The organism is Streptomyces sp. NPDC026589 (assembly GCF_040638385.1).
GTDB lineage: Bacteria > Actinomycetota > Actinomycetes > Streptomycetales > Streptomycetaceae > Streptomyces.
The window spans coordinates 368,136-383,018 of sequence record NZ_JBEZYG010000007.1 but is presented as its reverse complement, the minus strand read 5'-3'; the positions used below and the strand labels follow the sequence as shown (position 1 = coordinate 383,018).

At 70.3% G+C, this 14,883-nt stretch carries 17 protein-coding genes; all 17 read right to left on the bottom strand.

What is annotated here, in order from left to right; genetic code table 11:
* Window positions 1-108: 108 nt before the first annotated feature.
* On the bottom strand, window positions 109-312 hold the full coding sequence (locus tag AB0F29_RS15465; protein ID WP_070199705.1) for a cold-shock protein: 204 nt from the start codon (window positions 310-312) through the stop codon (window positions 109-111).
* Window positions 313-540: 228 nt separating this feature from the next.
* Window positions 541-1,893, bottom strand: a complete 1,353-nt coding sequence (locus tag AB0F29_RS15460; protein ID WP_361871954.1) for a DUF317 domain-containing protein — start codon at window positions 1,891-1,893, stop codon at window positions 541-543.
* A gap of 50 nt (window positions 1,894-1,943) precedes the next feature.
* Window positions 1,944-3,056, bottom strand: coding sequence for a DnaB-like helicase N-terminal domain-containing protein (locus tag AB0F29_RS15455; RefSeq protein WP_361871951.1), 1,113 nt, complete (start codon window positions 3,054-3,056; stop codon window positions 1,944-1,946).
* A complete protein-coding gene (locus tag AB0F29_RS15450) occupies window positions 3,057-4,322 on the bottom strand; it encodes a DNA cytosine methyltransferase (RefSeq protein WP_361871948.1) in 1,266 nt (421 codons plus the stop codon).
* Window positions 4,319-5,191, bottom strand: coding sequence for a hypothetical protein (locus AB0F29_RS15445; RefSeq protein WP_361871990.1), 873 nt, complete (start codon window positions 5,189-5,191; stop codon window positions 4,319-4,321). Before AB0F29_RS15445 ends, AB0F29_RS15450 begins: the two co-directional genes overlap by 4 nt.
* Window positions 5,192-5,287: 96 nt before the next feature.
* Window positions 5,288-5,755 carry a hypothetical protein gene (locus AB0F29_RS15440; RefSeq protein WP_361871946.1) on the bottom strand — a complete coding sequence of 156 codons (468 nt, stop codon included), beginning with the start codon at window positions 5,753-5,755 and terminating at the stop codon, window positions 5,288-5,290.
* The gene (trpA, locus tag AB0F29_RS15435) at window positions 5,748-6,545 is read right to left on the bottom strand and encodes a tryptophan synthase subunit alpha (protein ID WP_361871987.1); all 798 of its coding nucleotides are present in this window, start codon (window positions 6,543-6,545) and stop codon (window positions 5,748-5,750) included. Before trpA ends, AB0F29_RS15440 begins: the two co-directional genes overlap by 8 nt.
* Window positions 6,546-6,579: 34 nt before the next feature.
* Complete coding sequence (locus AB0F29_RS15430) at window positions 6,580-7,116, bottom strand: hypothetical protein (protein WP_361871944.1); 537 nt, start codon at window positions 7,114-7,116, stop codon at window positions 6,580-6,582.
* Window positions 7,117-7,158: 42 nt separating this feature from the next.
* Complete coding sequence (locus AB0F29_RS15425) at window positions 7,159-8,103, bottom strand: hypothetical protein (RefSeq protein WP_361871941.1); 945 nt, start codon at window positions 8,101-8,103, stop codon at window positions 7,159-7,161.
* Window positions 8,100-8,828 carry a hypothetical protein gene (locus AB0F29_RS15420; protein ID WP_361871939.1) on the bottom strand — a complete coding sequence of 243 codons (729 nt, stop codon included), beginning with the start codon at window positions 8,826-8,828 and terminating at the stop codon, window positions 8,100-8,102. The genes AB0F29_RS15425 and AB0F29_RS15420 overlap by 4 nt, the downstream gene beginning before the upstream one ends.
* Window positions 8,829-8,948: 120 nt before the next feature.
* Complete coding sequence (locus AB0F29_RS15415) at window positions 8,949-9,659, bottom strand: DUF317 domain-containing protein (protein ID WP_361871936.1); 711 nt, start codon at window positions 9,657-9,659, stop codon at window positions 8,949-8,951.
* Complete coding sequence (locus AB0F29_RS15410; RefSeq protein ID WP_361871934.1) at window positions 9,656-10,462, bottom strand: hypothetical protein; 807 nt, start codon at window positions 10,460-10,462, stop codon at window positions 9,656-9,658. The genes AB0F29_RS15415 and AB0F29_RS15410 overlap by 4 nt, the downstream gene beginning before the upstream one ends.
* A gap of 69 nt (window positions 10,463-10,531) precedes the next feature.
* On the bottom strand, window positions 10,532-11,296 hold the full coding sequence (locus AB0F29_RS15405) for a hypothetical protein (RefSeq protein ID WP_361871931.1): 765 nt from the start codon (window positions 11,294-11,296) through the stop codon (window positions 10,532-10,534).
* The gene (locus tag AB0F29_RS15400; protein WP_361871928.1) at window positions 11,293-11,568 is read right to left on the bottom strand and encodes a hypothetical protein; all 276 of its coding nucleotides are present in this window, start codon (window positions 11,566-11,568) and stop codon (window positions 11,293-11,295) included. The genes AB0F29_RS15405 and AB0F29_RS15400 overlap by 4 nt, the downstream gene beginning before the upstream one ends.
* 60 nt (window positions 11,569-11,628) lie before the next feature.
* The gene (locus AB0F29_RS15395; protein ID WP_361871926.1) at window positions 11,629-13,422 is read right to left on the bottom strand and encodes a TraM recognition domain-containing protein; all 1,794 of its coding nucleotides are present in this window, start codon (window positions 13,420-13,422) and stop codon (window positions 11,629-11,631) included.
* Window positions 13,423-13,464: 42 nt separating this feature from the next.
* Complete coding sequence (locus tag AB0F29_RS15390) at window positions 13,465-14,247, bottom strand: DUF317 domain-containing protein (protein ID WP_361871924.1); 783 nt, start codon at window positions 14,245-14,247, stop codon at window positions 13,465-13,467.
* The gene (locus AB0F29_RS15385) at window positions 14,244-14,843 is read right to left on the bottom strand and encodes a hypothetical protein (RefSeq protein WP_361871921.1); all 600 of its coding nucleotides are present in this window, start codon (window positions 14,841-14,843) and stop codon (window positions 14,244-14,246) included. Before AB0F29_RS15385 ends, AB0F29_RS15390 begins: the two co-directional genes overlap by 4 nt.
* Window positions 14,844-14,883: the final 40 nt, after the last annotated feature.

Below are 14,883 nucleotides of genomic sequence, written 5' to 3'. Positions count from 1 at the left end.
GACGGGCCGTCGAGGGCCTGGACCAGTTCGTTGACCGGTACATCCCGCGGCATTCGGCCGCCCGCCGTAACCGGCGGGCACCCCCACATGAATGCCGGCGGCATGGGATCAGCCGCGGACGATGTTCTCCGCCTGGGGGCCCTTCTGACCCTGGGTGACGTCGAAGGTGACCTTCTCGCCCTCGACGAGTTCGCGGAACCCGTTAGCGGAGATGTTGGAGTAGTGGGCGAAGACGTCGGGGCCGCCGCCGTCCTGCTCGATGAAGCCGAAGCCCTTTTCGCTGTTGAACCACTTCACAGTGCCGCTGGCCATACTGCAATCCTTCACTTCACCCGAGTCCGTCCCGGTGGAGCGGCTCGGCATCCGCGAGCATCCCGGTTTTGAAATGCTTCGATGACCATCCTGCCCCACACGCCCCGCTGACGACCTGGACTCCTGTACCGGAATAGCACTGCGCTCGCGGTGAATCGAGCCGAGGTGGTCAGGTGAGGAGCGCTCGGCGGGCGAGGGCAGATCGTTGTGGTGAGGTTGGCGCTCGCATCAGCGTGTTCTGGCCGGGGCGGCTCTATGTGAGGCTGGGACGGGGGACGCACTGCGCAGGCTGCTCTGCCGCCGCGCGGAGGCGAACGGCTTTGCGTATCGACCGGCCGCCTCGACGGCGACGTCTTGGAGCACGGAGACAGCGGCGTGCGTCGAGAAGTGCAGCGCCCACTCGGGGGCGTCGGTGCTGCCCTCGCCCCAGAACGTCCAGACGGGCAGGTCGGACTGCCGGAAGTTTGCTGCGAAGGCATCGAACTGGACACCTGCGGAGTGATCACCTGGTGCCTGCCATCGGATGAAGCGGCCGTCGACGCTGTGGTCCCAGTCGGCGTCGAACAACGGGCGGGTGGCCTCCCAGACGTTGGCCTCCGAGACCACGGTGCCGGCGGCGATCTCGACGGTATCCGCGGAGTCGAGGCTTTCGAGCAGCGCCCGCACGATGGCCACGGGGACCGTGGCGGTCGCGGTGGCGTGCCACAGGCGCTCGCCGACCGGGCTCTCGTACGCCGCGATCTTCCACTGGGCGTCGTCACGGTTGGCTTCGTGAACGAACTCGGCCCGCAGGACGAGGGATTCGTGGACTGCGTGGGTGGTCTCGTCCGACCAGGTCCGCCACTTTTCCCACTCCCCGTGCGACTCGAGAAAGTCGTTCAGGAGTGCTTCGTGGTTGCCAGCTGCGGCAACGTGGGCGTCTACGAGCCGGGTTGTTGCCGGGGCCGTCGGCGTGTCGGCCGTACTCGGTAGCGAGGTGCGAGCCTGTTCAGCTTCGCGCTCCGTGCTGGTGGCCGGCGCCGGGCCGGGGCGTACGGCGTCGCCGTAGAGGCGATCGAACTCGGTGATGGCGTCGACGGGGTTGTCGTACCGCATCGATTCGGTGCGCAGGTGGTTCTCCCCGTGGAGGTGGATGCTCTGGCCTTCGCGGTAGGTGCCGACGGCGACGGTGGTCCAGCCGTCGTGGGCGTAGGCGTGGATGATCAGGTGCCCGTGCCGGATGTCGTCGTAGATCTTCTGGGCGTCGTTGGACACCTCGCGGATCTCCTCGCGCGAGCACCAGGGCATGGGGTAGTTGGCCCAGGTCCATTCGGTGTCGATCTCCTCGCGCAGCTCAGGGGTGATGTCCACGGTGATGTTCTCGGCTCGCAGGGCGCGTGCGGCTTGCTCGGCGTAGTGCGGTTCCTCGCGGTCGATGCGCGCCATGACCATGGTCTGTTCGTCCAGCGGCTCGAAGCCGTGGATGGTGAGGAGGGCGTGGATCGTGCGGGTGGGGCTGCCGGTGATGGTGGCGGTGACGGCGCTGGAGCGGTCCTGGTACAGGCCGAGACGGATGCGAGGGGCGGCTTCGGGGTGCGGCAATCTGGTCTCGTTTCAGGGCTCCGGCCGGCGTGGGCCGGCCGGAGCGGGGGTCATCGGAGTGCTCGTGCTGCGGTGGCCCGGGCCGGCGGACCGGCCCGGGTGACGGCCGGGCTGCGCGGGGCACGGGGAGTCGTCGGTGGTGTGGGGGCGGTGCTGCTCTGCCAGCGGGTGCGCAGGGCGGTGAGGATGGCCAGGGCGCGGCGGCTGCCGGTGATCAGCTGGTGCGTCGTGTTGGCCGGGTCTTCGGCGTAGGTGGCGATCCGTGTGGCGACGTCGCACGCGCGGGCCAGCAGGGCGCGTTGGAGGATGCGTTCCCCCCAGTATTCGGCTGACCCGACGGGCGTGGAGACCAAGGCCATCAGGTCACCGGCGGCGAGGTCGGCGGTGAGGAGTCCGCGGTGCTGGGCTTCCCAGAGCACGGTGACCGGGTCCACGGGCTCGGCGCGGTGGACCAGCGAGGTCAGGCACTGCCACAGCGCTGCGTGGAGGGGCTGCGTGAAATCCTCGGGCTGGAGCCAGCGCATGTCGTTCAGCGCTGCCGGGTGCGCGGTGGCGGTGGCGAGGAGGAGTCGTTCCTCGTCGAGGGCTTCCTCGTTGCTGCGCGCCGTGGGTTGTATCGGCAGGACGGTGCGTGGCAGGGAGCCGGGGTGCGGTGCGAACTGTCCGGCGAGCGTGTCCAGGAACTGTGCGAAGGCGTCGGCCTGGGCCAGGGTGGCGACGGCCCGGTTGGGCAGGGTCGAGTCGGTCGCGGTCTGGTCGAGGCGTTGGGCGTGCATGAGCAGCGTGCGCCGGGCGTGATCGGATTGGATCATCCGGGCGTACGTGGGCGCGTGCTGGGGCCACGGGCAGACCTGGACGAGGGTGTGGAGGTAGGAGGCGGTCAGCCCGGGGGCCTGGGGACGGGCGGCGGCCAGGACGGTGTTGAGCCAGGCAGGGTCGGCACGGTGGTCCTCCGGATCGGGCAGCGGAACCGTGCGCATGGCCTGGAAGAGGGCACCGTGGGCGTGGTTGCTGAACTGCTCCGTTCCCAGGCCGCGGATGTCGGGAAGCCGGTGGGGGTCCAGGAGGAGCGCCCCGAGCAGGGACTGCTCGGCGTAGTGGACGGGCCGCGGAGAGGGCAGGTCGTCCAGGTCGTCCTCGTACGGGTCGGCGGAGTGGGGCATCTAGGCGGCCAGGGTGAAGTCGTCGGGGTTGAGGGTCTTGCCGAGATGCGGGGCCAGCAGATGGGCGGCGAGCCGGGGCGGCACCGCGTTGCCGATCTGGCCGAAGACTTGGCCCTTGTTCCCGGCCCAGGGATAGTCGGCGGGGAAGGTCTGCAGACGGCCGGCCTCCTGGGCAGTGATCCGGATGGACTCCGGCGCCGACTGCTCCTCGCCAGAGGCGCTGGGGGCGGCTTCGGCGATCCAGACGCATTCATTAGCGCGATGGCCGAAGAACAGGGTGCCGGCCGGCTCGTCGGACCGGCGGACCGTCGCGTTGGACTGGTTGTTGCTGCGCAGGGACCATGACCAGCGATGCGCTTCGCCCGTGAAGGTGGGAGCCGGCTCGTCGGCCGGCCGGTTCTCCCTGGCCCCGTGCCGAGCCGACCACCCCGCGCCCTCCCGGCGGGACTGCAGGACGAGGGTGCTCTGGGGCCTCCAGGTTCCGCGGTCGCGCGCGTCACTGAGGGTCTTGCGGGATCCGGACGGGAACGGCTCCGGGCCACCTCCCGGGCCTCCGCCGGCGCACACGGTCGGCACCGGGCGGTCGGTGGCACCCCAGCCGAGGGCATCGGCCATGGACACCCACCGGGCACGGCCCGGCCCGAACAGCGACTCCGGCTCGGCGACCTTCGCGTGCGTGGGCGGCGGGGGCTCGGCGGTACGGGTGCGGGAGGCGAGCAGGATCGCGCGCCGTCGCGTCTGCGGCACTCCGTAGTCCGCCGCGTTCAGGATCCCCGTCCACACCGAGAAGCCCCAGCCACGCAGGACCGCGGCGTACTGACGCCACAAGGGCAGGACGTCGGGCACTTCCTCCATCGCGATCCACTCGGGTTGGCCGTGCTGGTTGAGGGCGTGCAGGTAGCGCATGGGCTCGGCGGCGAGCAACGAGCGTTCGTCCTGGCAGGCGGTGAGGAGCTGCTCGCGGGTATCGCGGCCGACGGCGAGGTCGGCGAGAGCCTGGTGAACCAGCGGCTGGTCGCGAAGCCCGAGACGCTTTCCGGCCATCGACCATGCCTGGCAGGGCGGGCTGGCGATGAGGCCGGTGGTCCTTCCGACGAAGGGCCCCACCGGATACATCGCAACGTCGGTGCGGATAGTCAACTGCCGCGCCGCCGCGCGGGTCTTGCAGGCCCACGCGTCCCATTCCAGGCCGACGTCGCGCACCCCGAGGATGGTCAGAGCGTGGCTCCAGCCGCCGGGCCCGGCGAACAGATCGAGCACGATCACGTGGCCAGCCCGAAGTCGTCCCGGGTCAGCGCGTCCGCGTCGCCGCGGCAGGCCCAGGGCGAGCAGCCGTCTGTGACGCCTTCCTCCAGCGTGGCGGGGTCTTCGTCGTCTCCCAGTTCCTGCTGCATGGCGGCCCATTCGGCGGCGGTGACGTGATCAATGGGAGCGTCGGCCAGGGGTACGCGGGAGCGGTGCAGGAACGCCTCTCCCAGCAGCGGGTTGCCGCCGGCATTGGCACGGGCGTTGCCCTGGCGGATGGCGGCATCGAATTCGACCACGTCCGCCCACTCCTCGGGCGAGGTGTCACGGATGTGGCGCCACTGCGCGTTGCCGTGGAACGGGCAACCCAAGCACGACGACTTCGGGGTGTCGGCGAGGTCGAGGGAGGACAGGTACCGGATGCAGTCGGTGCGCGACCAGCCCAGGTCGATGAGCGGGTGCCGGTTCCGCATGTACTTCACGTCCGCGTCCTTGGCGCGGTGGAACTCGTCGGTGGAGATGCCGACCCACTGCTCGACGAACACCTCCCGTGGAATCCGGGCGGGGTAGGGGTAGCCGAGGAGGGCTCTGACCTGCTTCTTTATCGGTTTGATCTTGTATTCGCCGGTGCACTGCCGTCGGGTCATCCCGGCCTTGCCGTCCTGGTTGAGGATGTAGAGCGGCATGGAGGCGAACAGGTGGTGCGGGTCGAGGGCGTCGTCGCGGATGTTGCCGGTGGACACACGCAGGACGGGAATGCCGGCCGGAGCGGCTATCTCACGCTCCAAGCGGTCCAAGTGGTCATAGACGGCGCGGGGCTCCCATCCGGTGTCGGCGAAGATCGCGTAATCGACCTTGGGAAGGTCGCCTGCGGCGGACAGGGCGAGCAGGGTGCTGGACTGGACTCCGGCGCCGAGGGACAGGGCGCGGAACTGGGGCTGTTCGGTGATGGTGGGTCCTGGAGGGCGTGGGAAGCGGTAGGGGCCTCAGCGCGCCGGCGGTACGGGTACGGCAGGCGGCTGGGAGTGGTCTCGGCGCAGCGCGTGGCACCGTGCGAGGAGGCCGTCGAGCAGGTCGGCGGCCGAGGCAACGAACTGCTGCGGCGTGGGCCGGAGAACTACAGGCGGTGATGTCGGGGCGTCGGCTCTGCGGCACTGGTTCTCGACAGCCCGCGCCAGGGCGGCGGTCAGTTCCGCGCTCGCGTCCTGGGCCGCCTTGGCGGTGCGTGCCGCACGGTCGAGGCGGAGCAGGTGCGCGGACGAGTCGTGCGACGGCTCCCGCTCCAGGTCGAGGAAGAGGTGGAGCGCGCTGGCCGCGAGTGCCTGTGCCTCGGTGACCCGGTCGGTCAGGACCTGGGCGCAGTCGATGGGGGCGTGGCGCAGGCACTGCTGAAGGGCACGTGCGTCGGCCGCGATTCGGTCCACAGCCTCGTGGGGGCTGGAGGACTCAGGCATCGGGTGCCGTGCCGATCCCGGTACGCAGCGCGTGGGCGAATGCGGCCGTCACGGCGGCGGCCGGGGCCGGGTCCGACAGCAGAGCCCGGACGACCGGGGTGCCGATGACGACGGCGTCGACCAGGGGCGCCACGTGGGCCGCGAGGACGGGGCTGGAGATGCCCACCCCGGAGACCACGGGCAGCTGGCTTGCGGCGCGCAGCCGCTGGGCGAAGGCATCGAGGGTCGGCAGGTCGAGGGGGCCGCGGTAGCCGGTGGGGCCGGTACTGGCGGGTGCGTAGAGCGAGCCGGACGCACCGTCGACCGCGGTGCGGAGGTCGGCGTCTGCCGTGGTGCGCGGGACGAGGTGAGGCGCGGACAGACCTGCGGCGCGGGCGGCGCGGTGCCAGCGGAGCGTTTCATCGCGAGGAAGGTCGACCACCATCATCCCCGCAGCGCCCGCCTCGGCGAACAGGCGAGCCAGGTGTTCGGCGCCGTGGCGGAGGACGGGTTCCCAGTAGGTCATCACCACCGTCGGACGCAGCGACGCGGCGTGTGCGACGGCACCGACGGTGCGGTCGATGACCTCCCCCTTGACCAGGGCCCGGTGATAGGCGGACCGAATGAGGCGGCCATCGAGGGCCGGGTTGGCGCAGGGCAGACCGATCTCGAACAGGTCGGCCCCGGCCTGGGCGAGGCGGTCGAGCTGGTGGCACTGGATATCCGGATGATGAACGCCGGCGGGGACGAACACTCCGAGTGCGCACTGGGGTTGGGTGAGGACCGTGTGGAGGCGGGTGGCGGTTGCCAGGGTGTGTCCTTCTCAGTGGAGGCGCTGTCGCAGGTCAGCGGCGATGGCCGGCCGACGGGACGGGCGTAGTTGCGGCAGTGCGCGGTGCGGCGGGATGCGGGACTGGCTGGGGCGGCGCCGCGCGTGCAGTCGGTTCGGCGGTGAAGCAGGGCCAGACGGTGTCGAGGCCGTCGGCGAGGTCGCGCGTACGGTCCGTGGCGTCGCGTAGCCACTCCCATGTGGGGGCGGGGAGTTGACGCCAGTGGGCGTGGTTGCGTGCCCATTCGAGGATCTCGGCGGCGTTGCGGAGCTGCTCGGCGAGCTGCTGCAGAACCTGGCTCTGCCGTTCGGGCCCGTCGGCGGTGTGCGCGGCCTGCAGGAGCGCGTCGGGGGCGGCGGGAAGAGGCTCCTCGTCCGTGGGCAGGCCGTAGAGCTGGGCGTGCAGGGCTTGGGCGTAGACCGTCACGGGGCCGCCGCGGGAGCGGTAGCCGTGCTGGGCCGCGGCTTGGCGCCGGACGGTGAAGTGGACACTGACGTCGCGGGGAGCGGCGCCGGGGATCTGGTCGGCGAGCACTCGGGCGAAGTCGTGCACGGAGGGGGTGTCGGAAGGCGTAGGAACTCCAGAGATGCGGGTTCAGCGCCCGGCTGAGCGACGAGCCGGTTGAGGACCGGGCGGTGCGGTGGCTGGCCTTTGTGCCATCGGGCGTGAAGCGCGCCGAGGGGGATGGGTGTCCACGTGGTGACGGCGCACGGTGATCTCGCCGGAGGACGCCTCGGCGGAAACGATCAGGTCGCCCGGCTGTAGTTGGTGGACCTGTACGGTCAGCAGCGATGTGGCGGTGGCAGAGGCTTCGGGGGTCCAGCCAAGGGAGTGCAGAGCGGATTCGAGGGTGAGTTCGTGGCCGTGCATCCGGCCACGGATGACCTCTTCGGGGATGCCGGACAGGCGACCCCAGTCGGGCAGACTCATCCGCTGGCCCCACGCGCTGTAGGGCTGTCCGGTACCGAGGGTGGACCGGTTCTCGGGTTCCTCGGTGATGGCGATCTGCGGATTCCAGCCCGCCTTGATGCGCTTCCGGATGGTGCTGATGGAGGCGTTCGCTCGCGGGTCCACTCCCCATCGGTAGAGGGGCTTCGTCTCGCCGAAAGCGGTCACGGGCACCATGAAGTGCTCGCCGTCGGGCCCCTTGTCCAGGGCTTCTTCGAAGAAGAGGCCCTGGGTGTGGATGCGGCCGTAGAGCGTGTGGTACTTGATTCCCGACTGCTCGGCCCAGCCGCGGAGCGTCAGCGTCTTCTCGCCGAAGGTGAACTGCAGGGTGGGCAGTTCGTGCTTGGGCCTGATGACGGCTACTTCGGGATCCCAGCCCAGAGCGAGCCGTGTCCGCAGTGCTTCCTTCTTCACCTGGCAGCGGGGATCGATGGCCCATGCGCCGAGTGACTTGGATTCGCCGAACGCGGCGATGGGCCCTCGGGCCTTCTCCCAGTCGTAGCGGCCTATCCGTGTGTCCGGGGTGCGCGCGGCGGCGGCTGCGCCGGCCGCCGTCGTCTCGGGATTCGGGGTGTTCGGGGGGCGGGTCATCGGCTACGGGCCGGTTGCGGAGCGCCGCTCGACTGCAGGGCCGGGCGCGTGGTGGTCGGGGCAGCCGGGCGGGGGTAGGCGAAAGAGGCGGAGAGGTCGCGGCGCCCGGCCGGGCTCAGGTGCACGCGCTCGTCCACGAGCCACAGCTGGCAGTCCTCGCGCGTGATCAGGTCGCGGCTTTCCAGTGCGCGGATGGTGCTGATGCTGAAGTTGTCGTGCTCGCGGCGGTTCCACGGCCGGCCGTTGCTGATGGTGACTTCCCCACGGGCGACCGCAAGCAGTGTGCGGCTCTGGGTCCGCGACAGGGTGGGCGGCTGATGCGCGGGCAGGTAGCCGTAGTGGCGGCGTTCGGCGACGTACTGTTCGGCGGTCACCACGGCGTCGGAGGCGCCGAGAGCGGTGAGCTGCGAAACGAGGGTGAAGCGCCGTCCGATCTCCTGGCGGGCGTCCTGCTCACTCGGGACGGCCAGGAAGCCGTCGCCCAGCTCCATGGGCAGTCCCGCCTGTGCATGGATGAGGACGTCCCCGGCTTCGATCAGGTGGTCGGCCGCGTCATAGGCCAGGTGGGCGAGTTGGCGAATCCGGGCGTAGACGGCGCTGATGACGGGGCTGTGGTACATCGACTCCTTATTGAGTCTGGTGACGATGTCGAGCGCCGAGTTGGCCAGGGCTTGGGCACGCGTCGCCTGCGCATTCAGGATGTCAGCGGGCCGGTTCCCGTTCACCGCGTGTCGCAGATGAAGGTCGTGGAAGCGGGTGAAGTCGGATGCCAGGGCGAGGAGTTGATCGGCCGGATCGACGGAGAGGGTCTTCTCGGACAGGGGTGGCTCCGTAACAGGAGATGGTTAGCGATGGCGGGGGCGGCCGAGCTGGGCGAGGGCGTGAGCGACCTGTGGGTTGATCGCAGCCCCGCGGACCGGGGTGATCAGGCCGCTGTGCTCGTACCGGGTGCTGAGGGGGATGTCGGCGAAGGCGCGCTCCACCGCGTTCGGCGTGGCGAGATGGGCGAAGAAGTTGCCGACGAGGTGGTCGGGGGTGCGCCCCATGAAGGTGGCCAGCGGATCGTTCTCGAAGTAGACGTGCTCGACTTTCCAGGCATCGTCCGCGTCCGGCGTGTGCTCGATTCGGCAGTACCGGTCGGGCGAGACGAAGGAGCTGCTCTCGGCAGACCAGCCGTTGAGGGCGGCGATCTGCCCCAAGGGCTCGCGTGTGACCGGGATCCGCTCGGCGTGGCGGTCATCACCGAGGATCTGGGGCAGGGCCTGGGTGAACGCGGCCACTGCCTCCAGCGGTGCCTGTCGGCTGAACACCGCTTCCCAGTAGGGCTCGTGGTGGACGACCTTGCACCAGCGTCCGAGCGGCTGCAGCGGGACGAAGTCGACCGACACGCTGCCGTCGGGGCTGTCGATGCCGACGTCGCCGTTGCCGGCATCGTGCTCGGCCTTCCAGCCGAAGAGGTGGATAAGGGGGCCGATCACGTCGGCGATCCGGTCCCCGGCACCGGCCATGTACCGCGGGGAGACCATGACCCGTTCGTCGGGCGCGTACGGGCTCATCGGCGAACACCCTGCGCCGCCACAGTGGCCTTCGGGGCGGTGGACGCTGCCGTTGACAGGGCGGCGCGAGGCCGAGGCTCGGCCAAGGCGCGCTGCCCCGCCTCGGTCACGGTGATCTTCTGCCCCTGGAAAAGTGAGGTGCCGGTGTCGGAGCGGACCAGCTTGCGCTTGGCCAGAGCGCGGTAGGTGGCGATGGAGACGCGGGTGCCGTCCTCGGTAGCTACCCGGGTGACGCCCAGCCCCCGCGCCGAACTCTCACACAGCAGTCCGCCGGCGGCCAGCGCGGTGAGAGCGTCGTACTGGGCCGGGCTGAACGCGGCCCCTGCCGTCTGCCGGACGGCCGCCGTCTTGTGATCTTGAGCGGAGGTGAGGTCCTCGGTGATGCCGTGGGCGAGGTAGTGGCAGCCGGTCGCGCACAGGTCGAGCTGGTGGACGGCATCGTTGAGGTGCCCGCTCATCTTCGGAATGGCTTCGGCGTGCCGGTGGGCGCGTGCCGCCTCGTCGTCGGCCGGGTAACCGGCGAACTGCGCTCCTTCGTAGGGGTTGGCGAGAAGGGCATGGGCCAGGTCCGTGCCGGCGAGCGATGACGAGGACACGACCGAGGACAGCAGGTCCAGGCTGGCACGGCTGCCGGCGACGTGGGTGTACGCGCTGTTGTCGAGCGCGGTCAGGCGCACCATGGCGGTGGCAGTGAGGTCCTGAGCCTGCAAGAGGAGGGGGCCGATGCGGCGCAGCGCGTCCGTTCCGGGCGTGTACGAAACGTCGTGCACGCGCAGCTTGAGGGCTTCGAAGTCACGGGCCAACTGGCGGAGTTGGCGGACTTGTTCGTGGAGATCGGTCGGAGGCGTGGGGATGGGGGCTCCTGGGATGGTTCAGCGGCTTCGGGCGGTGGCCTGCGCGGCGGCCGGGAGGGGGCGGGGCGTCGTCCCAGGTGCCGCACTCGGTCTGGCCGGCGGCAGTTCGAGGACAGAGGCGAGGGAAGCGATGCCCGTCTCGGTGAGGCGCACGCGGTCCTGGGGCGGGCCCCCGACGTAGGCGGGGTGCGCCGAGTCCGCGGATCTCTCGACCAGGCCCCTCGTCTCCAGGGAACGCAGGGTGCTCATCAGCACCTTGGGCTCTCTGGAGCGTGTGAATTCGCGCTCCAGAGAGCTGCCGGCCACGACGTGCCCGCGGGCGATCTGGGTCAGGGCTTCGCACTGCACGGCTGTCAGCCGGAGATCGGCGACCGGGGCGGAGGCCCAGCGGCGTCTGCGCATCTCGGTGGCCAGGGTCACCGCGCAGCTGACGGCGGCTTCCGGGGCCAGGGCAGTCAGCTGGCGCGCTGTCCCGGCACGGAGGTCCGCCGAGGCAGTGGCGAGGAAGGCGAGCTGCTGCAGGCGCATGACCGTCTCGGTCAGCTCCACGCTCTCGTAGAGCCGTTCGCCCTGGATCGCCTTGATCGCGGATTGAGTGCTGGCTGCCGTGCGCAGGGCCGAGTCGGCATGGGTGTTCGGCCCGGACGTGGCGGTGGTGCGCAGGACGAGGTCGAGAGCGTCGTTGTGCTGGGTGTACTGGTCGGCCAGGTGGAGCAGCCGCTCGACGGATGTCGGCGGCGGTGGCACCTCGAACAGCAGGGCTTCGGTGGGCGGTGGCGTCATGCGCTAGGACTACGGCGGGTTGCGGGTGTCGAGGGTGCCGTCGGAGTGGTGGAGGGTTTCGGCGCTCGCTGTTCCTCTGCGAGGTGGGCGGGCTCGTAGGAAGCGAGGACGGCAGCAACGTCGGCGAGGTGTCGGGTGCAGGCGAGGGCCTGCTGGTTCGTGGCGGGGTGGGTGAGGGCCCGCAGGGTGACGTCGGGGTCGCTGTTGCCGCATTCGAGGCAGCAGCGATGGTTGGGATTCCAGTCGTCGGGGACGTCGTGGACCTGTGTCATGGGCGGCTTCCAGGTGAGCTGTCGGATGATGCGCGGCGGGGAGCGAGCGAGGCAGTCGCCCTACGCGGCGGGCCCGACGTCGGACTGCTTCGGGGCGGCCTTGGCGATGGCTCGGGCGGTGATGCCCTTAGAGGCGCGGTCGGAGGCGGCGGAGAGTTCGCCGGCCCCGGGTTCGAGATACCAGGGGCGCAGATCGAGCATGGCTGCGCGCATGCCGGTGGCGAACGCGAGTGCGGTGCCCTTGGGCAGCGCGCGGATCGCGTCCGCGGCCAGGATGCGTTCCTGCCGCATGGACACGGAGGTGGACTTGCCGGACTCCGAGGTCGAGGTGGAGGTCGTCTCGACATCGTGGTCGCCGATCAGCCGGGAGAGCTTGTCGGCGAAGTCGGGGTCGTCGATGCCGGAGCCGATCACCTTGATGGTGGAGGCGGACCACAGGGCGTCCATGCCCGCGTCAGACCAGACTTTCTGGCCCTGGCGGTAGCTCTGCAGGATGGTGATGGGGATGATGCCGCGCGAGCCGAGGTGGGAGTACAGGTCCGGAAGGTCCGAGATTTTGCAGACGTTCGCGGCCTCGTCGAGGATCGCGAGCATCGGCGGGTCCAGGCGTCCGCCCGCGCGTTCGGCCTGGGCGGTCGCGGCCCGCATCACGCTGTCCGCGCACGCGGCGATCAGCGCCGAGGCGCCGCCACCGCCGTCCTTCGACAGCAGGTAGAGCGTGTCCGTCGAGGTGACGAACGTGGACGGGGTGAACTCCGGCACGGTCTTCTGCGGGGTAACCCAGTCGGCGATTTCCGTGTTGAGGAGGGCGGCGGCATACTGGCGGGCCGTCTCATAGATGCCATCGCGTGTCTCGGGCGGCCCCTCCACCGTTCCCTTGAGTTGAGCGGCGACTGCGGCGAAACCGTTGTCACGCAGGATGTCGAGCGGGCTTCGGTCGGCGGGGAAGGCGAGCCAGGCCATCACGTCGGTGATCGGCCTCTCGGCCAGCGCGGCGGCCAGGAACAGCTGGCTCAGGATGTTCGACCCGGCCTTGGACCAAAAGTCACCCTGCTGACTCGCGTCCACGGAGGCGGCGAGGAAGTGGCCGGCCAACCTCCCGGCGCCGTCGAGGGTCTTGGCGTCGGCCAGCGGATTCCACCACATTGCCCGTTCGGCGTGGGCGATCTGCTGGGGGTCCATCGACCAGGTCCGGCCGACGGCTGCCCGTGCGTCGATCGTCGCGGTGTAGGCATCCCCGGCGGCTTTGTTGGAGGTGAGGAGCACCGGGCCGGGCGCTGCCAGGATGGACGGGATCGCCAGGCTGGTGGTCTTTCCGGAGCGGGGCGCCATGATCGCGACGGCCACGTCCTCGTATCCCATCCGCACCTCGTACTTGGTGCCCTGGAGGTTGCCGAGCAGGATGCCGGAATCGGCTGCGTCGATGTGCTTGGCGTCCTTCAAACTCGGGCGCAGAGAACGGGCCTTGGCAGTGATGGCCTTGGACATCAGAGGTTCGATGTCCTTGTGTTTGGCCATGCCCACGACGCGCTTCTTGCGTCCGTTTCCGCCGTTCTTGTGCCGCTTGTAGAGCACGGCGGCGGTGACGGCAAGGGCCAGCAGCAGGGTGCCGGGAACGATGCGGGTTCCGATCAGCAGGGGCGTCTCACCGAGGTGGGGCCAGAGCTGTTCGGGATGGAGGAGGGCCTGGACGGGGTGGTAGGGGGCGCCGGGGCCGGCCTCGGTGATCTTGGCGGTGATCGTGCCGCCCACCCAGGCCAGATTGGACAGGGGGACCGCGATGGCAAGGGCGATGCCCAGGACGCGGAAGGCTATGTCGTATCCGTCGGTGGACGCGGAGTTGGGCTGGGGCAAGGGGCTGTTCCAGGGAGCGTGGAAGGGGCGCTGTGATGCTGCTCAGCGGGTGCGGCGCGGCGTGGGGGCCGGCGGCGGAGCGGAAGGCGCCGATGCGGAGTTGCGTTGGGCGAGGGCGGTGGTGCGGTTCCTGAGCGCGAAGGCGACGGAGTCTGTGCTGACCTGCCGGGTGCTGGTAGTGCCGTGCGTGACGGCCAGCGGGGGAACGTGGTGTGGATGCCGGACGAGGGGCGTCGTGTCGGCCAGTGCGCCGAAGAGCGCGGACACCACGTGGGACGGCGTGTTGCCGTCTACGTGCGCGCGCCAGATCGCGTGGCGGTGATGGACGGACGTTTCGACGACCCAGCCGGCACTGCGTCCGCTCTCGTCGACAATCCGATCGACCCGCGCCAGGCCGTTGGGCGAACTCATCCCCTTGGGCGAGGTGAGACCGTCGTGGTGGCGGGGAGCGTGCCAGCCCGCCGCGTGCAGCGGACGGTACGGGTCGACCGACGCCGTCGGCGGTGGGGCGGGAGCGGTGAGCGTGTCGGTGACCGCGGCGATGATCTCGACCGGGGTCTGGGCGTCGAAGGTGATCTCCCAGGCGCGTTGATCACCGTGGTGCGCATGACGCAGGGTCCACCACGGCTCGGCCGGGTTCGGGTCCGGTGCGATGCGCAGCTGGGCGAGCTGGTCGGGGCTGGTGAGGATGACCCGCGGCACCAGCGGATCCCCGGCGGTGCTCCAGCCGCAGGCGCGACGGAGGGGAACAGTGACCCAGGCCGGGTCGCCACTGCCGGCCAGATAGCCGGGCGATATGAGCGTCTGCTCGATGGACTCGGTCACCGTGCTCCCCTCCGCACCCTGGCAGCAACGGCGGGTGCCGGAGTCGCAGCGACCGCCGTGGGCGCGCCGGCCTTTGACTGCCGTTCGGCCAGCGCGTTGACGGCGAAGACGGCTTCGCCGTGGATCGCCCACTGGTCCAGGTAGTGCCACGCTTCCGCATAGCTCTCGGCGAGCGGTTCCTCGTAGGCCGACGTGCCGGGCCGGGCGCTCTCGGGCAGCGCGGCGCGTACGGTCAGCCAGTCGTTGTAAACGGCGTACAGGCGTTCCGTGGCCTCACGCAGCTCCCGTACCCGCCAGGCGTAGCGCCGCGTGCGGTCGGATGCCGGGAGCTGGGCGAGCTGCTGTTCGGCGACATACACCAGTTCGTCGGCGTGGTAGTACACGCGGCCGAAGGCAGCCAGGGTGTCGGCGTCGCGTTGCTGCTGGCGCCGACCGTAGGCGTCCTCGTCGTGGGGCTGGAACGTCTCGGGGTCGCAGTGCCGTGCGGAGTAGTGGTCCCAGGCGGCGAGGATCTGCCGGCTGCGACGCAGGTAGTGGGCGAGCTGGCGCAGGTAGAGCCAGTGCTCCTCGCCCCCGGGTTCAAGTGAGATGGTCAAGAAGGTCCTTCGGGCGAGCGGTTGTGGTTGGGCGCGGTGC